Annotated in this window: 20 protein-coding genes and 1 pseudogene; 11 read left to right on the forward strand and 10 right to left on the reverse strand. The window is 62.6% G+C overall.

The annotated features are described in order from the left end of the window. The 4 genes and pseudogenes from RM50_RS21090 to RM50_RS12230 form a co-directional block, all read left to right on the forward strand. Positions 1-136 (forward strand): annotated as a pseudogene (locus RM50_RS21090) (lipoyl synthase); the annotation flags it as partial. 85 nt (positions 137-221) lie between these two features. Continuing rightward, positions 222-974: a DUF4191 domain-containing protein gene (locus RM50_RS12220; protein WP_043452983.1), complete on the forward strand. Its 753-nt coding sequence runs from the start codon at positions 222-224 to the stop codon at positions 972-974. 112 nt (positions 975-1,086) lie between these two features. Beyond that, the gene (locus RM50_RS12225; RefSeq protein ID WP_043452987.1) at positions 1,087-1,440 is read left to right on the forward strand and encodes a DUF3817 domain-containing protein; all 354 of its coding nucleotides are present in this window, start codon (positions 1,087-1,089) and stop codon (positions 1,438-1,440) included. A gap of 39 nt (positions 1,441-1,479) precedes the next feature. Then, on the forward strand, positions 1,480-2,388 hold the full coding sequence (locus tag RM50_RS12230) for a DMT family transporter (protein WP_043452989.1): 909 nt from the start codon (positions 1,480-1,482) through the stop codon (positions 2,386-2,388). Here the strand turns inward: RM50_RS12230 and RM50_RS12235 are convergent. Then, positions 2,385-2,822 (reverse strand): RDD family protein, encoded by a 438-nt coding sequence (locus RM50_RS12235; protein ID WP_043452993.1) that lies wholly within the window; start codon positions 2,820-2,822, stop codon positions 2,385-2,387. The two genes, RM50_RS12230 and RM50_RS12235, sit on opposite strands and share 4 nt — an antisense overlap. Positions 2,823-3,108: 286 nt before the next feature. Between RM50_RS12235 and glnA the strand changes: the two genes are divergently transcribed. Next, positions 3,109-4,533 (forward strand): type I glutamate--ammonia ligase, encoded by a 1,425-nt coding sequence (gene glnA, locus RM50_RS12240; RefSeq protein ID WP_043452996.1) that lies wholly within the window; start codon positions 3,109-3,111, stop codon positions 4,531-4,533. Positions 4,534-4,649: 116 nt separating this feature from the next. On the opposite strand, the gene RM50_RS12245 is transcribed toward glnA, so the two are convergent. Together RM50_RS12245 and RM50_RS20675 are read right to left on the reverse strand one after the other, a co-directional pair. Continuing rightward, complete coding sequence (locus RM50_RS12245; RefSeq protein ID WP_082007071.1) at positions 4,650-5,735, reverse strand: tyrosine-type recombinase/integrase; 1,086 nt, start codon at positions 5,733-5,735, stop codon at positions 4,650-4,652. After that, complete coding sequence (locus tag RM50_RS20675; RefSeq protein WP_156133873.1) at positions 5,698-6,006, reverse strand: hypothetical protein; 309 nt, start codon at positions 6,004-6,006, stop codon at positions 5,698-5,700. Before RM50_RS20675 ends, RM50_RS12245 begins: the two co-directional genes overlap by 38 nt. A 160-nt stretch (positions 6,007-6,166) precedes the next feature. Here RM50_RS20675 and RM50_RS12250 point away from each other — a divergent pair, with 160 nt between their 5' ends. Further along, the gene (locus RM50_RS12250; RefSeq protein WP_043452998.1) at positions 6,167-6,883 is read left to right on the forward strand and encodes a hypothetical protein; all 717 of its coding nucleotides are present in this window, start codon (positions 6,167-6,169) and stop codon (positions 6,881-6,883) included. A 147-nt stretch (positions 6,884-7,030) separates the two neighbouring features. Here the strand turns inward: RM50_RS12250 and RM50_RS12255 are convergent, their stop codons facing one another. From RM50_RS12255 to RM50_RS20685, 4 genes are all read right to left on the reverse strand, one after another. Further along, positions 7,031-7,633, reverse strand: a complete 603-nt coding sequence (locus tag RM50_RS12255; RefSeq protein WP_167562166.1) for a hypothetical protein — start codon at positions 7,631-7,633, stop codon at positions 7,031-7,033. A 142-nt stretch (positions 7,634-7,775) separates the two neighbouring features. Next, positions 7,776-8,186, reverse strand: a complete 411-nt coding sequence (locus tag RM50_RS20680; protein WP_156133874.1) for a hypothetical protein — start codon at positions 8,184-8,186, stop codon at positions 7,776-7,778. A gap of 76 nt (positions 8,187-8,262) precedes the next feature. Then, entirely contained in the window at positions 8,263-8,511 is a 249-nt protein-coding gene (locus tag RM50_RS12260; protein WP_043453003.1) for a helix-turn-helix domain-containing protein, read from the reverse strand. Beyond that, entirely contained in the window at positions 8,501-9,304 is an 804-nt protein-coding gene (locus RM50_RS20685) for a hypothetical protein (protein ID WP_156133875.1), read from the reverse strand. The genes RM50_RS12260 and RM50_RS20685 overlap by 11 nt, the downstream gene beginning before the upstream one ends. A 104-nt stretch (positions 9,305-9,408) precedes the next feature. On the opposite strand from RM50_RS20685, the gene RM50_RS12270 reads away from it, so the two are divergent. From RM50_RS12270 to RM50_RS12285, 3 genes are all read left to right on the forward strand, one after another. After that, entirely contained in the window at positions 9,409-10,032 is a 624-nt protein-coding gene (locus RM50_RS12270) for a hypothetical protein (protein WP_043453006.1), read from the forward strand. A gap of 313 nt (positions 10,033-10,345) precedes the next feature. Next, positions 10,346-10,753, forward strand: a complete 408-nt coding sequence (locus tag RM50_RS12275; protein ID WP_043453007.1) for a hypothetical protein — start codon at positions 10,346-10,348, stop codon at positions 10,751-10,753. Between the two features lie 1,294 nt (positions 10,754-12,047). Further along, positions 12,048-12,668 carry a hypothetical protein gene (locus RM50_RS12285; RefSeq protein ID WP_043453012.1) on the forward strand — a complete coding sequence of 207 codons (621 nt, stop codon included), beginning with the start codon at positions 12,048-12,050 and terminating at the stop codon, positions 12,666-12,668. A 60-nt stretch (positions 12,669-12,728) separates the two neighbouring features. Here the strand turns inward: RM50_RS12285 and RM50_RS20690 are convergent, their stop codons facing one another. Further along, a complete protein-coding gene (locus tag RM50_RS20690; protein WP_156133876.1) occupies positions 12,729-13,349 on the reverse strand; it encodes a hypothetical protein in 621 nt (206 codons plus the stop codon). Positions 13,350-13,500: 151 nt separating this feature from the next. Between RM50_RS20690 and RM50_RS12295 the strand changes: the two genes are divergently transcribed. Both RM50_RS12295 and RM50_RS21270 read left to right on the forward strand, forming a co-directional pair. Next, the gene (locus tag RM50_RS12295) at positions 13,501-13,641 is read left to right on the forward strand and encodes a hypothetical protein (protein WP_156133877.1); all 141 of its coding nucleotides are present in this window, start codon (positions 13,501-13,503) and stop codon (positions 13,639-13,641) included. A 9-nt stretch (positions 13,642-13,650) separates the two neighbouring features. After that, positions 13,651-13,950: a helix-turn-helix domain-containing protein gene (locus tag RM50_RS21270; protein WP_156133878.1), complete on the forward strand. Its 300-nt coding sequence runs from the start codon at positions 13,651-13,653 to the stop codon at positions 13,948-13,950. A 436-nt stretch (positions 13,951-14,386) separates the two neighbouring features. On the opposite strand, the gene RM50_RS12300 is transcribed toward RM50_RS21270, so the two are convergent. Together RM50_RS12300 and RM50_RS12305 are read right to left on the reverse strand one after the other, a co-directional pair. Then, complete coding sequence (locus RM50_RS12300) at positions 14,387-14,926, reverse strand: GNAT family N-acetyltransferase (RefSeq protein WP_043453019.1); 540 nt, start codon at positions 14,924-14,926, stop codon at positions 14,387-14,389. Further along, on the reverse strand, positions 14,916-17,927 hold the full coding sequence (locus RM50_RS12305) for a bifunctional [glutamine synthetase] adenylyltransferase/[glutamine synthetase]-adenylyl-L-tyrosine phosphorylase (RefSeq protein ID WP_043453021.1): 3,012 nt from the start codon (positions 17,925-17,927) through the stop codon (positions 14,916-14,918). The genes RM50_RS12300 and RM50_RS12305 overlap by 11 nt, the downstream gene beginning before the upstream one ends. Positions 17,928-17,932 lie beyond the last annotated feature (5 nt).

Consider the following 17,932-nt stretch of genomic DNA (forward strand, 5'->3'; position numbering starts at 1 on the left):
AGGCCGCCTCTGGGCCACCGCCATGCGCAAAAAAGGCCGCGACATCCCCGCCGAACTCGCCCACATCGCCGACGGCATCCAGGACTCCGGAACCACCCGCCAGGAAGCCGCCACCCTCCTGGCAGCCCATTCCTGACCCCGCCAGCGCCTGCACAGGGCCGGACCCCGGAACAATTCCGGCGTCCGGCCCTGGGGTTTAAGTCACGTAGAATTGAGGCACTATGGCGAAATCCCCTGACTCCAGCAACTCCACCCCCTCGGGCTCAAGTGCGGTGAAGCGCGGCATGTTCCAGCGCAAGCCCAAGGAAGCCAAGGCCAAGAAGCCCAGCAGGCTCAAGCAGATAGGCGAGGTCTTCACGATGACCCGCCGCCACGACCCCATGGTTCCGTGGCTCATGCTGCTGGTGTTCCTGGGGATTGTGGCCGTCAGCTTCCTGGTGGGTTTCTGGCTGGACAACTGGATCACCGGCCTGATTATCGGCATTCCGCTGGGACTGCTGGGTGCCACGTTCATTCTTTCCCGCCGTGCAGAACGCGCGGCCTTCTCGCAGATTGAGAACCAGCCCGGTGCCTCCGGTGCCGCCCTTGGCACGCTGCGGCGTGGCTGGATCACCGAGGAACAGCCGGTCGCCGTCAACCCGCGGACGCAGGACGCGGTGTTCCGCGCCGTTGGACGTCCCGGTGTCGTTCTGGTCAGCGAAGGCCCGTCGCACCGCGTCAAGCCGCTGCTCGATGCTGAACGGAAGCGCCTGGCGCGCATCCTGCCCAACGTTCCGGTACACACCATCCAGACCGGCCGCGGCGAAGGACAGGTGCCGTTGAGCCAGGTGGCCAAGCAGATGGGCAAGATGAAGAACGAACTAACCAAGCTTGAGGTCAGCACGGTTTCAAAGCGCATTGCTTCCATGGGCACCAGGCTGCCCATCCCCAAGGGAATTGACCCCTACAAGGCCCGTCCCAACCGCGGACGATAGCTGGTGGAACGCCCTGGAGCCGGCACATCCGGTTCCAGGGCGTTTTTTCTTGCCCCTGACCATGCCTGCGCGGCCACGACGGACTGCGCTTCACCTGTGACAGGACCTGACCATGCCCCTTAGGACAACATCGATCCGCGTCTTCCGCATCCTTGCAGTCGCCGAAGCGTGCAGCTGGGCCGCGCTCCTGGCCGGCATGTACTTCAAGTGGATTGCGGGCAGCACCGAGCTCGGGGTCCAGGTGGCAGGGCCCATCCATGGCGCGCTGTTTATCGGATACGCGATGGCCGCACTCACGCTGTGGCGTGTCCAGCGCTGGCCGTTCCTTGTGGCAGCGCTGGCCGGCGCCTCCGCCGTCTTACCCTTCGCCACTGTCCTGTTCGAACGGTGGGCAGGCCGCCGCGGCTACCTCAGCGCGGATTCCGCCGAACCCGCTGTTCCCGCCCTTGCGGCCAGCCGTTCGTAGCAGGCGGCACCGGTGAAAGGCAGCCCGGGCCGGAGACGGATGGTCGCACTGCTCTCGCTGCTGGGGGCAACGCTGTTCTGGGCCGGGAACTACGTAGTGGGGGCCGCGGCCGTCCAGAGCATCGACCCGCTCAGCCTGGTGGTCCTGCGGTGGGCCCTTGCCCTGGGGCCCCTGCTGGTGATTGCCCACCTCGTCGAGCGGCCCCGCTGGCGCTCGGTCCTTGCCGCATGGCCGTGGCTGCTGGCGCTGAGCCTGTGTGGACTCCTGGGCTACAACCTCCTGCTGTACTTCGCGCTGGAACACACGGGCCCTTTCAACGCGTCACTGATCAACGCCTTTAACCCCGCGCTCATCTCGCTGGCTGCCGCCGTCTTCCTGCGCGAACGGCTGGCTCCCCTGTCAGTGGCTGGTATCGTCGCGGCGCTGGCCGGTGTCCTGGTTGTCATCAGCGGTGGTGATGTGGGCAGGCTGCTCACAGCCGGCTTCGGTACCGGGGAACTGCTGATGACGGGCGCCATTGTTGCATGGACGGCCTACACGGTAACCGGCAGGCTGGCGCCGAAGGTCCCGCCGGTGACGGCAACGGCAGTGCAGGCTGCGGTGGCGGTCGCCGTGCTGGCCCCCGTGCGGCTGGCAACGGGCGGTTTGGCTCTTCCTGCGACAAGCAGCGGGCTGGCATCGCTGCTGTTCATCGCCATCTTCCCGTCAGTGCTGTCCTACCTGTTGTGGAACCGCGCCCTGGCGGTCCTGCCCGCGGGCGGCGCCGGGGTATTCCTCAACCTCATCACCGTCTTCACGGCGGTCCTGACCGTCGTTGCCGGCCAGGTTCCCACAACGGCGCAGCTGGTGGGCGGCGCCATCGTCATCGGCGGGGTGGTGGCCACGAACGCGCCGGCGATTGCGGGGCAGCGCCGGAAGGCGCAGGGGCCCTCCGGACTGAAGGGCTAGCGGCGGACCAGGAGCGTGTTCATGGCCTTGTCGTGGAGGCCGCGCTGGTCCGGATCGAAAATCACGGCGGGGATCACCAGGCAGAGCAGCACCGCCCGCACCAGGGCCGCGAGCGGTCCGGGGGTGCCGCCTCCCGGTTTCACCACGGCAATACCCATGATCCGGTGGCCGATGCTGTAGCCGAGGGTCCCCACCAGGAGGATCTGTTCGATGGCGAAGACGGCCAGGGTGGCCCAGGAGTCGCCGTTAAAGGCAAAGTTGCTGATCAGCAGGGCGATTCCCCAGTCGATCATGATCGCGGCGATCCTGCGCCCAGCACGGGCAATGGAGCCGGGACCGGACTCCGGCAGGCCCAGCCGCTCCCCCGGATACTTCGAGATGCCTGAGGTGTCCGGTCCGCTGAGCCAGGAGCCAATGTCTTTGCGATCTACCACCGTCCAAGCTTACCGATCCCCGGGACGCGCGGCGCGCCCACAGTGTGGATAGGACTCGACCATAGTGTGGACGGAGGATAGCGTGGTCATAGCAGGGCATTCTGTAACCTGCCCGAAACAATGCGGACACGGACGGGAAATGCCGCATCCATAGTCTGTTAGCAGTTTCAAGCAATCCCCCGGCAGGTACCCGCAGCAGGGAAGACCATGGGTTCTCCCTGCTTTTGGATTGCGCTGGATCACATGGCTTGCATGCCAGATATTTACATATGCGTTAGGAGCATAGATGTTCAAGACTGCGGACGAAGTCCTCAAGTTCATCAAGGACGAAGATGTAAAGTTCGTCGATATCCGCTTCACCGATCTTCCGGGCGTCCAGCAGCACTTCAACGTCCCCGCCAAGAGCGTTGACGCTGACTTCTTCGTCAACGGCCAGCTCTTCGACGGTTCCTCCATCCGCGGCTTCCAGGGCATCGCCGAATCCGACATGCAGCTGATCCCGGACGTCACCACCGCGTTCCTGGACACCTTCCGCATGGAGAAGACCCTCGCGCTGAACTTCTCGATCGTCAACCCCCGCACGGGCGATCCGTACCACCGCGACCCCCGCGGCGTTGCCGAGAAGGCCGAAGCCTACCTGGCCTCCACGGGCATTGCCGACACCGCGTTCTTCGCTCCCGAAGCCGAGTTCTTCGTGTTCGACAACGTCCAGTACCAGTCCTCCCCGCAGGGCAGCTTCTACAAAATCGACTCCGAGGAAGCCCACTGGAACACCGGCCGCGAGGAAGAGGGCGGCAACCTGGGCTACAAGACCCCCGTCAAGGGCGGTTACTTCCCGGTCTCCCCCACGGACAAGCAGGCCGACCTGCGTGACGCCATGTGCGTGGCCCTGGACGAAGCCGGCCTCGAGGTCGAGCGCAGCCACCACGAAGTTGGATCCGCCGGCCAGGCCGAGATCAACTACAAGTTCACCACCCTCACCCACGCTGCGGACGACCTGCAGAAGTTCAAGTACGTCATCAAGAACACGGCTGACGCCTGGGGCAAGTCCGTCACCTTCATGCCCAAGCCGGTCTTCGGTGACAACGGCTCAGGCATGCACTGCCACCAGTCGCTCTGGAACAACGGCGAGCCGCTGTTCTACGACGAGAAGGGCTACGCCGGCCTGTCCGACACCGCCCGCTGGTACATCGGCGGCCTGCTCAAGCACGCCTCCGCCGTCCTGGCCTTCACCAACCCGACGGTGAACTCCTACCGCCGCCTGGTCAAGGGCTTCGAAGCTCCGGTCAACATGGTGTACTCGCAGGGCAACCGCTCCGCCGGTATCCGCATCCCGATCACGGGTTCCAACCCGAAGGCCAAGCGCATCGAGTTCCGCGCTCCCGACCCCTCCTCCAACCCGTACCTGGCCTTCGCTGCCCAGCTGATGGCCGGCATTGACGGCATCCGCAACCGCATCGAGCCCCCCGCCCCGATCGACAAGGACCTCTACGAGCTCCCCGCCGAGGAAGCCAAGGACATCCCCAAGGCTCCGGGCACGCTTGAGGAAGCACTGGAGGCCCTGCGCGAGGACAACGAGTTCCTGCAGGCCGGCGGCGTCTTCACCCAGGACCTGATCGACACCTGGATCGAGTACAAGTACGAGAACGAGATCCGCCCGCTGTCCCTGCGCCCGAACCCCTACGAGTTCGAGCTCTACTACGGCGTCTAGCTAATTCATGCGGCTGAGGCGGGCATAGTCCGCCAGCAGTCCGCAAGAATCTTCAAACAAGAAAAGGCCGGCTCTTGGGTTTACACCCGAAGGCCGGCCTTTTTGCTGCCCAATACCTACGCTTCTTTTTCAGTCCGCGCGTCCAATCGCTCGTCCAGCACGCGGGCAACTGCCGCCCTTGCTGATTCTTCCTTGTCCGGCCACATGTGCCCGTACGTGTCCAAGGTCGTCTTAGCAGACGAGTGCCTCAGGCTCTTCTGGACCACCTTCACGTCAAGTCCCTGAGCTATCAGCAACGATGCGAAGTAATGTCGAAGGTCATGGAATCGGAAGCCCTCTGGCAGCCCCTCCACAACTTCACGAGCCTCCCGGAAGTAGTGTTCTAGCCTATGAGGGGAGATGCTCCGGCCCCACTCGTTGGTAACGAGGGTTTCACTCCCCCACTTGGTGTGATTCATAGACAGTTCCAGGCAGAGGTTTTGCGGAATTGGGATAGGCGTCTTTGACTCTTCGGTTTTCAGATCTACTCCCGGATACTGGATAGCCGGCTTGATGATGCCGCGCATGAAGTCAACATCGGAAACACGAAGGGCCACCGCTTCAGCAATGCGGAGACCTGCGAAGGCTGCCAGCAGAACCGCTGGCTGTTGACCTGGCGGCATTGCGTCATGGAGGGCCCATACCTGTTCTGTAGTTGCAACGTATGGCCGCTGCTTACCAGCCTTCGGCGCCGTGCGCCGACTCAACGGCGACTTGGGCAGCAGACCATCATGCACAGCGTCGCTGAAGAGCTGTCCCATAATCGAATGCAGGGCATAAACAGTGGAGTCCGCCAGACCCTCGTCACTCAGCTTCGCAGTCCATGCCTTCACTTCTGACGGCCTGACGCTCTTCAATGGGCGATGCCCGAATGCCTCGTTTATACGTTTCAGGTGGGTCCTTGCCTCCCGGACAGTCGAGGGGCGGTTGTTCTCATATCCCCGAAGCCAGATGACGGACCATTCTTCCACTGTTGTAAGAGCCGCTTTGGGATCCACGTAAGTCCCCGCCACGACAGAAGCCGTGACCTCGTCAAGCCAACGCTTGGCGTCTACCTTCCGCGAGAAGTGTCGGGCATGCTCCTTGCCGGCCTCGTCTCTATAGCGGGCCCTCCACGAACCGTTGTCACGCTTCTGGATGCTCGACACGTTCTTCACTTCCATCAGACAGAGATTCATAGCTCGCCAGTTCGCTTGCAACGATCTTTTCCGCAGAGCCCTCCAGTAGCCGCTTCGCGCTAGAAAGCTTTAGCTGCACTTTGGGTCGCATCGCACTGTCCATCTCCGGCAGTCGCTTGTTCATGTCCTCTACAACGAAGTGCAGGGCCCATTTCCTGTCTTCATAGTCGCGAACCGCTGCGGCCAATTCCTGCTCAGAACTAGATAGATCGTGCTCGAACTTCCAAAGCCGGTTTACTAACTTGAATGTCGTCAAGGGTGCCACCTTTTACACCCGCACTTTTGTGTCCGTAGCGTCTGGCGAGAAGTTTCCTAGGGGTGGCCACGGAGCTTTCGCGTCGAATTACGCTAACCCAGCCGGCGCGAACCTGACAGGGCTGGGGGCTGGGACTCTCACGGGCGGCAGTTCCGTTCGCATGTACGCCCCAGCAGCGATCCTGGGCCAGCCCATCGACACCGGCAAGGCGGTCGTCGGAATCGTCGGGGACTCCATCGGGGCCGGCGATAACGACAGCCAGCGCGGCTTCGTGGAACGCGCCCTTGGCGGAAACTACTCGTTCCAGAAGGTGACATTCTCCGGGGAGGGCCCCATCGCCTGGATGGATCTTGACGGCACCCAGCGGTTCCGCCGCGTCCAGCTCCTGCATACCGTGGGTGTCACGCATATCATCAGCGAACACGGCGTAAACAGCATCGGCACTACCCTTGCCACCTTGCAGCCGCTGGTCATCAAATACTGGAACGCTCTCGCCGCCATCGCACCGACGTGGCAGACCACCATCACACCGCAGACCACAAGCACCGACGGGTGGACTACCACCACGAATCAGACCCCGGTCAGCAGTAACGCCAACCGGATCGCGTTCAACACCTGGCTCCGCGACGGGGCACCTATGACGGCAGGAACCACATCGCCGGCCGCCGTAGGCGCGACGGGTGGGAACATTATCCGTGCAGGACAGGCCGGTCACCCTCTTGTGGGTGTACTGGAAATTGCTGATCTTGCCGAGACAGCCCGAAACTCGGGTATCTGGAAGACGGGCTACACCACTGACGGCACGCACCCTGGATCCACAGGAACCGTCCCGATGTCGGCTGGCATCCCCGCGGCTACATTGTTCGGGCCTGCATAAGAGCAGGAGTGATCAGGCTGTGTGCACGGGAGCTTTCCGCTTGGTTAGCTCCCGCGCACGAGCGATGCTTGGCACTTCGATCAACTTGTGCACGTTGCAGGAGGCCGACCAGAAGGAGCAGCAGGATTGCCACGACAAAGGAGTCGCTCACGGGGCTTGCGGGTAGTACTTGTCCAGGGTGGCCAACACTTCGTGCGCAATCTGCCGCATCGCCCAAGGAACTGGATTTCCCGGATGCTCCAGCGCTTCGCCGTCGGCTGTCCAGACCACCCAGTCCATGCCATTTTCGCGAGTTATTGCCCGATATGCCTGTGGGAGAGTCGGGTCGACATGGCTCCCGCCGTCCTTGTTGGCGAGCTTTAGTATGATGTCACGCCGGCGGAGGCCGCCAAACTGCGTCGTCTTGAACACCATGTTGTTCCACCAAGCATCAAACGAGCAGGTGTCGCTGATGGGATCAAGTGAGGCCGTGTATTCAAAGCCGCCTTCAACGCCCTTCATCCCTACGATTCCGGTAGAGAACGCAGCGTTGGAAACATCGCCGCCCACCGAGTCTTCAAACGGCATTGTTTCCCGGACACCAAGCTGTGCAAGTAGAGCCCCTTCGCTCTGAAGCAGGGTGCGAACCACGGAAGCCATCCGTTTGGACTCGGAGACAACGCCTTGGTCGAAGCGCTCGGCTGAGGCCCTAAGCCAGTCTCGTTGCTCTTCAAGGTGCTCCAGCAATTCATCCGTGGATTGTTTCGCCATTTCCAAAAACTCCCCCCAACTCGGTGACACGATCAATGCCAATCTTAGGGCTATGAAGGACACGGTTAAGTTCCCTAACGCATGAGACCCAGGGTCCTTCCTGATCGGAGGGGATCCTGGGTCTCGCTGATGCAGTCTCTGCCTATTCGACGGGCGGCTGCTGCTCGCTTCCGTTGTACATCAGGTGTTGCGGTGTCTGCCGCGGCGATGCAGGTGCTGGCTGAGCCTGGGACGCGCCATAGCCCGGAGCGTTCACAGGTGCAGCCGGAGCTTCAGGCGCGGTTGATAGTGCCGCAACCGGCACGGGCAACGCGTCAATCTTCCTGAGCGCACGATACGCCCCCATGCACATCTGAATAAGACCAATAAGGGCGAGCACCGACCCGATAAGGGTCATCGTAATCGCGCCATCATTGCTGCTCGAAGAATAAATACTACGAGGGGTAAGGCTGTACGCGATCGAACCAGCAATACCCAGAGAATTGATGAAGCCACCAATGACGAACAGCACGAAGCCTGTTACCGCTATGGTTGCCGAGTTTTTGAACTGCATGAAAAATCCCCATTTCTAATAGAACCAGGGAAAACGGTACAACCAAGCAACGACAACACTGTTGAACCTGCAAGTGTTACGGCGCCGTGTCCTCTTCAAGCACGGCTCCAGAAGCTATCCGCTCAGCGGTATCGCGGTAGGTCTTCTCTATGTAGTCTTCAAGGTCCTGGACCCCGATGCGCCAGAGTCCGCGGCCACCAATCTGATTCCCGCGCAAGTCGCCACCGGCCAGGAGGGCCCTCACGGTAGGCGCGTTGACGTTCAATTCCTCCGCGACCTGACTGAAAGTTAGGAAACGGCGTTTGGGCGTGTTCTCAGTCGTCACTTTCAACGGGCTTTCTCAGTCTGTGCACGATGTCTTCAAGCTCTTCGGTGGGTATTTCAGCCAGACCCAGAGCGCCATAAAGAATGGAGCCGGGGTTCGGCAGTTTGTAACGGTGCAGCATCCCTGTCGGGACCTGGATCTTGTTGGGCAATTCCTCCATGCCCCCATGGATCAGGTAGCGTCCGCCTAAGCCAAGATCACTCAGTTCCTTATGGAGTGCGACACTGTCCCAGTTGCGTGCCGACTGCCCAATCTTTATCCCTTCAAGGTCAAATTCGTCTGATCTACCAACAAGCGCAAGAAGTTGGAACTGTGACCACGTCAAAGATTCCGCGGTCCTGATCAGCCAGTGAGAAGCAGTGGCTGTCATTGCTGGGTCGCAGGCAATGTACGCGTACAAGCTGCCCATGTGGGGAAGCTTGCGCTCTTCCGGATCCCGTTGGGCCGCAAGGAGCACCGCCTCAAAGGTTTCCTGGGCATCGGGCGCGAATCCGCCCCGAGGTTCCCAAAAAGAATCGCTTCGAATAGTCATGCCCGCTTCGAGGTTGCGCCGAACAGCCTGTGTCGTGAAGGTAACTACAGCTTCAACACGACGCCGTTCCCTGGCCCCGATTAGCCGAGAAAGGACAGTACGCCCTGCCTCTTCAATTATCGGCCCGACCACTGCCCCCGTAATGGAGCCCTCAACCCCACCAACAACAGATCCTGCAATGACTCCAGTTAGGGAGCCCAGCAGGTTGCTGGCGGGCCCACTGACGGGATCGGAGGGGGAAGGATTCGCTTCTCGTGCCACATCATCACCCTACAGACCTTCCGTTACTGGAAGCGCCCTCGTATACACGCCGGAAGCCGCGGGACTATCAACACATAGACCTTCCCCGACAAAGGAGAAACACTGTGGCACGATACAACGCCGCCAACACAGACCTCGCGAACCAGGCCGCAACCCTCCGCCAGCGCCTCCGCGAAACCACCGAAGCCGTCCGCAACGACCGCAAGCTGACCCCCGAGGGAAAGCTCTCCAAGATTGCCCGGACCTACCTGAACACCAAAAAGTCGATCAACGACCTCAAAGCCGCTGAACTCCAGGCGCGCACCACCCGCACCAACGACCTGCGCCGGCAACTCTTCGGCAACACAGCCACAGACCCTCAGCACGCCATCTCCTACCGAGACGCGCACGAACGAGTCTCCAGCCTTGGTGTACGCGACGAAAGCAAAGCGCTGGCACTCTTGGACCGTGCTGAACTCGCAGGTGACCAGATCCTCGTCAAAGCCCTCATCAGCCGGGCAGTCGAAGCAGGCTGGGTCAACGTCGCCAACAGCTACATCGAAGCTCACCCCTACGAAGGGCAGAAGCTCGAAAAACTCTGGGAGATGCAGCCACCCACAGACGACCACGTCACCGGCCTCAAAGAAATCATCATCGAGGCCGGCGCGTTCGCGGTGGACACCCCGGCAGAACTCAGCAGGTTCAACTACGACAGCCAGATTGAACAGATCGCAGAAGCAAACGTCTAGCGCATAGGCACCCACATAACGGTTGCCGACGTTACTGGTGGATACGGCCCCTCAGGAGCGCAGGCACCGACACCATGGCTCCCGGTGTGTCTGTACAACCCCGCCGTCGCCACGCTCTGAGAATTTGGCCAAGTCCTTCACAGCGGTTTCGCCGTGCTTTGGACCATATGTGTAGTTGATTTTTATCTCCATGCCTCAACGGTAGGCAGAGCAAAATCGCCCTGTACAGAGGCCCAAATGTTAGCGGCAATTCAAACTAATGAATCAATAGCCAGCTAATCATTACCAATCCAATTAGAAGGAAACAGTAGATATGACTGATATCAATCCTGAATACGCTCTCAATCCACTGCTTGACATCGAAGCGCAACAGCGTCCCGTGCTCGTGGAGGTAGCCAAGGCCGAAGAAACGCCCCCGACAATGTGGGCAACAGGCGACCTCCCGCCCTTCACAGCCTCTGGCTTAGATCCGCAGCTCCTCGCCATGGTCCCCTGGCAGATCCGCCACGCAGCCGCGCTCGAACCCGACCGGGCCAAAGTCCTAGCCATGGTCGAGGACGGCGCCGGCCTCGAATCCCTGCACACCGAAGAAGAACACGAAGGCCTCCGCAACTACCGCGAACGGGTCAACAACTGGCTCTCCGGTAAGAATCGACCCAAAGACCAGCCACTTTCCGAGGAAGAGAACAACGACTTCTACGAATCCCTCTACGGAGCATAGAGGCCACAAGCCGCTTGGGGTGGAGGACGGGTTTAGGACGTACCTCCACCCCCAAGCACACATCGACCAAAGGACAACATGTCAAGAGCCAAGAAGGTATGCGCCCGACAAGGCTGCCCCACCATCACCACCAACAGGCTGTGCCCACAGCACGCACGCGAAGCAGACAAAGCCCGAGGCACGTCAACCCAACGCGGCTACGGAACGCACCACATCAACGCCCGCGCAGCCCTCGCACCACAGGTAGCAACAGGCACAGTCCCATGCGTGCGCTGCGGCCAGCTCATAGCCGCTGGCGATCCGTGGCATCTAGACCACAACGACCAGCGCACCAGCTACCTCGGGCCCAGTCACGCGCACTGCAACCTCAGCGCCGCCGGCAAAGCAGCACACCAATACGACTAGCCCCCACATGCCAGGGGGTGTCCCGGACCCCAGGCCCCTTCCGGAACCGCCGGTGAGGTGAAAAGGATGTTTTGCAAGCAGATAGACCCAACAGAAAGGAGCGTTTATGCCTGGTCCGAAGGCAAATCCCGTTAAGCCAAATTCCCGGCATCGCAGCCCCAGCGTGCGTTCTGGGCTGATTGAACTACCCGCTGAAGGGTGTTCTCTTCCTATCCCTTCGCTGCCAAAAACACGTAATTGGGCTCCGGAGGAGAAGAAATTGTGGCGGAATTTATGGAAAAGCCCGCAGGCTAACGAGTGGGACGACTCCTTTATCCCCGCTGTAGCGGCCTACATATGCCACGCTGTGGCCGTATACGACGGTATAGCATCAGCATGGCAGGCCCAGGAAATGCGGCACTTAGGCGGGCAGCTAGGGCTTACACCCGCTGGAATGCTGGCCCTTGGCTGGGTAGTCCGCCATGAGCAGTAGGAGGCAGGCCAGACGTGCCGCGGTGGCGCCGGTGTTCAAAGGCTCTGAGGATCCGAACCGTGTGACGCAGCAGCTCATCGAAACACCTTGGGGCGAGTTCCACGGCTGGTTCAGGGGCGGCGCGTGTCGGCGCGTAAGAGGGCAGGATGGCCGCATGTACGGCTGGGAGGACGCACCCGCTTTATGGGCCTCACTTATTGACCGGACCTTCAGACCGCGCGGACATCGGTAAGTACCCTGGGGCCTATCCCCGCAGCAGGGGCCTCCGAAATTTTCCCGCCGGGGAGGCTGAATTAGTTCTGTACGGGATGGGGGGATTTCGGCCCGGCGCCTATGCATCTCATAACTGAATAGCTTCACAACATCGCAGCCCGCTTATGGCGGGCTTTTTTGTACCCAAAAACAGGAGGTGGGCATATGGCCCAAAGAAATGTCGCGGTCCGGTTCACGGCCGAAATTCAGGGTTTTAAGGCCGCCATGGCTGAAGCCGCAGCGGCAACGGAGAAGACCAAGAAGGCGACTGAGGACGCGGGAAAGACCGCCGACACTCATATGGGAAAGCTTGTTCAGTCTGCCACGCAGAACCGGGATGCGTGGGAGCAGACCGGCGCTGTTGTTGCTGGTTTTGGCGCTGCAACTGTCGCTGGTGTGACTGGTGGCCGGGTGCGGGACATTATGGGTTTCGCTGAGGGTGGCATTGTTCCTGGCACTGCGCCGTCTGATCCGACTCAGGACAACGTGTTGGCGATGGTGAATGGTCAGCCGTTGAAGGTCCGTTCTGGTGAGTGGATTATCAACGAGAAGTCGTCCAGGCGGTATGACGGGGTGTTGGCTGCGATCAATGCTGGGACGTTCCGTGGTTATGCGGAAGGCGGCAGGGTTGGTGCTGTTCAGGCTGGGGTGAGTGTCGCGGCGCCGGCGTTCCCGTCCTCACTACGCCTAGTAGTGGACGGACACGAGTTCACGGCATATGTGGATGGCCGCGTTGGATCCGGCATGGAGCGGGTCGCAACCGTAGCCAACGGACGCTCCCGCTAGAACAGTAGAAAGCCCCGGCTGGTCATTGCGACTGGCCGGGGCTTTCTGCAAAATCAACTACTACTTTGCTGGGTATTCCCACTCCCAGCCCAAGGGCATGAATCCCTGCTTGTGGACCAGAACACCCGTTGCCGTGGGAACATCGACAACTAGCATCCCAGTAGCTTTCTCACCCGGCCCGAGCGCTGAGGGAAACCGTTCCGCGGCAGTGAAGCACGTAAATGCGGGATAGGTGCTGAGGTCACCGTTGAAGGTGGTGCCGTTATCGGCCACCGCCTTCCAGGCGTAACCCGCAAGCCCAAACTGAGGGTTCACGGAGGCAGCGAGGTCAGGTGTCGTTTCCATCGAGACGTTGAGGGCTACGAGATGGCCATTATTTGATGGCATGGCGTTTGGATCGGTGCACTTCGGATCGACAGTGATTGAGTTGATAACGAAGCTGGCTACCGTCTTGTCCTTATCGGTGACGGAAGCCCCTTCGCCTACCTTCTTGACGATGTTTCCCCGACTGGACTTGGCCCCTGAAGCGGCAAGGGCCGACGCAGAAGGGCTAGCTGAGGCGGTAGTGGCCGACCCTGTCGCTGGTTCCACCGTCGGCGCAGTGGGCGTGCTCTGCGGCGTACCGCCGCACCCTGCAAGAAGCAGCGCCGCGACAGGCAGGGTGAGTAGTGCTTTCTTCAATTGTTGCCCCCCATAGGTGAGATTTGTGCGAGTTCGATTAGCGTAAATGAAGGGGCCGTCATTCCATCAGCGGGACCTCGAGTCAACAAGTAACAATGGTGTGATTCGCCGTAACGTCGCCAGTGTCAGGGCCCGGCTTTACGGTCTTGGGATGGTGAAGTTTGACCCTGATGGGTTCGCGGCGATGATGGCCCGTATAGAAGCGGAAGAACGCGAGAAGGAACGGCAGCAGCACACGCTGCGCTCGCCGTACGAGGACCAGGAACCGGATTACGAGTACATGCCCGGTTAGCATGTGTCCGTGGAATCCGAAGAAGCTCAGGTCCCAAGCGACCGGCTGCTCACCGTCAGTGATTTGGCGAAGCTACTGCAAATGAGCCCCGAGGGTGTCCGCGGACTGATGAAGAAGGAGCGATGGCCCCACTCAAAGTACGGCTCCAGAATCCGCTTCGAGCAGTCCGACGTTGACGCCATACGGGCGATGCACAGAGCAGACGTGTCTTTGAAGGCAAGACCCACGAATATTGGGACGAAGCAATCCCGGCGACGGTCTGAAAACTTCAACCGGCGGAACGGCCTTACCTGGCCATCAACGGATTAGTGGCCCGAGTCCGCGGAAAGTCCGCGGGAGAGGCAAAAAATGCCCGCGCCTGCCAAACTCACCCAATACGAAAACCGCAGAAAATCAAGGGTCTCAACGTCACCCAACCCCCCGCAAGCAAGCCTGCTTAGTTCGAGCTCTACTACGGCGTCTAGCCTGCGGCCTGCCTGGCAGGACCACTGAAGCAGCAAAGGCGGCCACCGGATCATTCCGGTGGCCGCCTTTGGCGTTCCGGGGCTGCGGGCCCTTGGGAACAAAAAGCCTAAGGTGGGGGCCCGCTTCCTGACGTGCTGAGACCGGGAACCGGACCCCCTGACGAATGCCCCCCGAGACGAAGACTCTGTCCAGCCTTCCCCCCAACAAGGTTGGAGAACACCGCCAATCCACATACTCGGGCAATTGGATGCCAAGCGCAATGCCCGTCCGGCGGGTTACGTCAGCAGGCAGCGGCGAAGCTGTGGAACATCGTGCGCTGGGGGCCGGAGGAGCCGCCCAAGTAGCGCCCGGCGTCGACAAAACCGGCACGGCGGTAGGCAGCCAGCGCCGCCGGATTTTCCTCATTGACGGAAAGGACGACGCCGGACTCACCGGTTGAGTGCCTGGCCGTAAGCCTGCGCGCTGCCTCCACGGCCGCGGCGGCCGCCCCCGTGCCCAGTCCTAAGCCCTGGTGCCGGCAGTCGATGAGGAACCCGCGCAGCAGCCACGCTGAGTGCTCATCCGGCCAGCCGGCAAGGCAAGCCGCGCCCCGTTGCAGGGTCAGCAGGCCGACCGGTTCACCTTTGGCTTCCACCACGTACGGATGCCGTGATTCCTCCGCCAGTCCGGCCAGTGCCATCCGCAGCGGGTCGCCGACGAAACGCTCCTGGCCGGGCAGCAGCGACATGGCGGCGACGGCGCCGAACTGGATGGCGCGGGCGTCCCGGTCGAGGTCACGCAGCGGAATAAGCCACACCCACGGGGCCGGCCTAGTTTCCATAGAAGACCCGTTCGAAGACCGCCCGGGCCCGGCGGCTCACCCTCAGGTAATCCTCCTCCAGGGCAGCGGCGTTGCCCGGTTCGTAGCCGCACCAGCGTGCCACGGCTTCCAGGTCCCGGCGGGAGGAGGGCAGGAGGTCGGATGCCTTGCCGCTCCAGATAACGTTGGCAGACCTGATGCGGCTGGCAAGCCGCCAGGCCTCAGCCAGCAGGCCGGCGTCGGCGGTATCCAGCAGCCGCAGGTCCGCTGCGGCGTTGAGGGCCTCCAGCGTGGACGTCGTGCGGAGTTCCGGGTATTTGCCGGCATGCTGCAGCTGCAGCAGTTGCACCAGCCACTCGACGTCGCTGAGTCCGCCGCGGCCCAGCTTGAGGTGGCGGGCGGGGTCCGCGCCGCGGGGCAGCCGCTCGGATTCCACCCGGGCTTTGATACGGCGGATCTCGCGCACGTCCTGCTCCGAGACTGTCTCCGGGTACCGGATGGGGTCGATAAGCTCCAGGAAATCTGCGGCCAGGGTATCGTCGCCGGCCATGGGGCGGGCCCGCAGCAGGGCCTGCGCCTCCCAGATCAGGGACCAGCGGCGGTAGTACTCGGCGAAGGAGTCCAGGGAACGGACCATGGCCCCGTTCTTGCCCTCCGGCCGCAGGTCTGCGTCCATCTGGAGGACCCGTTCGGCCATGATGGCGGGCTTCAACGGCTGGGTCAGCAGGCTCGATACCTTGGACACGATCCGGGCAGCCTGTTCCTGCGCCTCCGCTTCGGTGAATCCGGGGAGGGCCCGGTGGACGTACATGACATCGGCGTCGGAGCCGTAGCCGATCTCCCGGCCGCCCTGCCGGCCCATCGCCACCACCAGCACCGTGGTCTTCAGCGGGCCCCCGGCGGCCACGATGCCTTCCGCAACGCGGAGGGCGCCCAGGACTGCGGCCCGGTCCGTGTCCGCCAGGGCCCTGCCCACCTGCTCCTGGCCGAGCAGCCCGGCGGAATCGGCGATCGCGATGCGCAGGATCTCGCGCCGCCGGATCAGCCGGATCAGCCGCATGGCACTCTCCGGATCGGCGTGCCGCGACATCTTCGCCGTGATTTCCTGCCATTGGGCCTCAAAGCCCACGGGAACCAGGTCCTTGTCCTGTCCCAGCCATGCAACGGACTCGGGCGAGACTTCCAGGAGGTCCGCGATCAGCCGGGAATTGGACAGCATGTGGCACAAACGCTCGGCGGCGGCATTGGAGTCACGGAGCAGGCCAAGGTACCAGTGCGTCGTACCCAGCGCTTCACTGACGCGGCGGAAGGCCAGGAGCCCTGCGTCGGGATCAACGCCTTCGGCAAGCCAGTCCAGCAGGATGGGCAGGAGCTGCCGCTGCAGTGCGGCGCGCCGGCTCACCCCTGCCGTCAACGCTTCGATGTGGCGCATGGCCCCCTGCGGGTCCCGGTATCCAAGCGCCGCCAGCCGCCCCTGGGCCGCCTCGGGGGTCAGCCTGGCGTCCTCGCTGCTGAGCTTGGCCGCAGTGTTCAGCAGTGGCCGGTAGAAGATCCGTTCGTGCAGTTCTCGCACGGACCGCTTGGTCCGGTGCCAGGCAGACAGCAGGGAATCCGGGCTGGGCCGTTCGTTGGAGAACGGGCCCAGCACGGCCTTCGCCAGTGACCGCAGCGCCGGGTCGGCCACCGGCATCAGGTGGGTGCGGCGCAGCTGGAAGAGCTGGATCCGGTGTTCCAGCAGGCGCAGGTAGCGGTAGGCGTTGTCGAACGCCGCGGCATCCGAACGGCCAATGTAACCACCCGCAGACAGGGCGGCGATCGCCGAGGTGGTGTCCCGCCGTCGTAATGACTCATCTGCCTTGCCGTGCACCAGCTGGAGCAGCTGGACGGTGAACTCGACGTCCCGCAGGCCGCCGCGGCCGAGCTTGATCTGCCGCTGCTCCTCTGCGGCCGGAATATGCTCGGTCACCCGGCGCCGCATGGCCTGAACGGACTCCACGAAGCCCTCACGCCCGGCCGAACTCCAGATCAGGGGCGACACGGCGTCCTCGTAGGCCCGCCCCAGGGCGGCGTCGCCGGCGATGGCACGTGCCTTCAGCAGCGCCTGGAACTCCCAGCTCTCGGCCCACCGGGCGTAGTACGTCTCGTGCGAGGCGAGGGTGCGGACCAGCGGGCCGGACTTTCCCTCGGGCCGGAGGTTGGCGTCCACCTCCCACAGGCCCGGTTCCCTGGCCACCGACGAGATGGCCCGCGAAATGCCGCTGGCCAGGGCGGTGCCGATGGTGTTGGCGTCCGCGTCGGCCAGGCTGCCGGGGTCGACCACGTAGATGACGTCGACGTCGGAGATGTAGTTCAGCTCCCGCGCGCCGCACTTGCCCATGCCAATCACGGCAAGGCCGACGTCCGCAACGTCGGCGGCGCTGTATTGCCCTGCCGCCTCAGCCCGGGAGACGGCGAGGGCAGCATCGATGGCAGCCGCGGCAAGGTCCGCCAGCTCGCCGCCCACCGAGGGCAGGAAATCCAGCGGATCGGCGGCACAAAGGTCCTTGACCGCAAGGTCCACCAGTCCACGCCGGTACGCCGTCCGCAGGGCCGCATAGGCCTCCACGCCCGTGGCCGCGGCGACCGGGCGGGCAGCGCGGGGGTCCGCGCCGACGGACTGGAGGAGCGTGGCGCGGAGGCGGGCCGGGTCGGCAGGCAGCGGCTCCGGGCTGGCACGGACCTGGAAGGCGTCCAGGTGCTCGGGATGCCGGATCAGGAACTCCCCCAGCGCTTCCGAGGCGCCCAGGACCCGAAACATCGGTTCACTGGCCTCAAGGTCGGCAGCAGCAAGGTCGCGCAGCTGGGGATGCTTTTCGATCAGCCGGACCAGCGACTGCAGTGCTGTGTCCGGGCTGGCCGCGAGCTGCAGTCCGGCGAAGAGCGCGTCCTGGTCCAGGCCCTCGAGTTCGCGGGCGGCAAGGAACCGTTCGCCCTTCTCCAGGTCGCTGAATCCGGCCGCGATGAGGCGGCGTGCCAGGCTCACGCCGG

Origin of the sequence: Pseudarthrobacter phenanthrenivorans (assembly GCF_000813845.1) — a bacterium.
Classification (GTDB): domain Bacteria; phylum Actinomycetota; class Actinomycetes; order Actinomycetales; family Micrococcaceae; genus Arthrobacter; species Arthrobacter phenanthrenivorans_B.

Coding starts and splice junctions, on each gene's coding strand:
- RM50_RS12295 (WP_156133877.1), top strand. CDS start 13,501: ATGGTGAAGTTTGACCCTGATGGGTTCGCGGCGATGATGGCCCGTATA.
- RM50_RS12230 (WP_043452989.1), top strand. CDS start 1,480: ATGGTCGCACTGCTCTCGCTGCTGGGGGCAACGCTGTTCTGGGCCGGG.
- RM50_RS12245 (WP_082007071.1), bottom strand. CDS start 5,735: ATGGAAGTGAAGAACGTGTCGAGCATCCAGAAGCGTGACAACGGTTCG.
- RM50_RS12220 (WP_043452983.1), top strand. CDS start 222: ATGGCGAAATCCCCTGACTCCAGCAACTCCACCCCCTCGGGCTCAAGT.
- RM50_RS20680 (WP_156133874.1), bottom strand. CDS start 8,186: ATGCAGTTCAAAAACTCGGCAACCATAGCGGTAACAGGCTTCGTGCTG.
- RM50_RS12285 (WP_043453012.1), top strand. CDS start 12,048: ATGGCCCAAAGAAATGTCGCGGTCCGGTTCACGGCCGAAATTCAGGGT.
- RM50_RS12250 (WP_043452998.1), top strand. CDS start 6,167: ATGTACGCCCCAGCAGCGATCCTGGGCCAGCCCATCGACACCGGCAAG.
- glnA (WP_043452996.1), top strand. CDS start 3,109: ATGTTCAAGACTGCGGACGAAGTCCTCAAGTTCATCAAGGACGAAGAT.
- RM50_RS12300 (WP_043453019.1), bottom strand. CDS start 14,926: ATGGAAACTAGGCCGGCCCCGTGGGTGTGGCTTATTCCGCTGCGTGAC.
- RM50_RS12275 (WP_043453007.1), top strand. CDS start 10,346: ATGACTGATATCAATCCTGAATACGCTCTCAATCCACTGCTTGACATC.
- RM50_RS12225 (WP_043452987.1), top strand. CDS start 1,087: ATGCCCCTTAGGACAACATCGATCCGCGTCTTCCGCATCCTTGCAGTC.
- RM50_RS12255 (WP_167562166.1), bottom strand. CDS start 7,633: ATGGCGAAACAATCCACGGATGAATTGCTGGAGCACCTTGAAGAGCAA.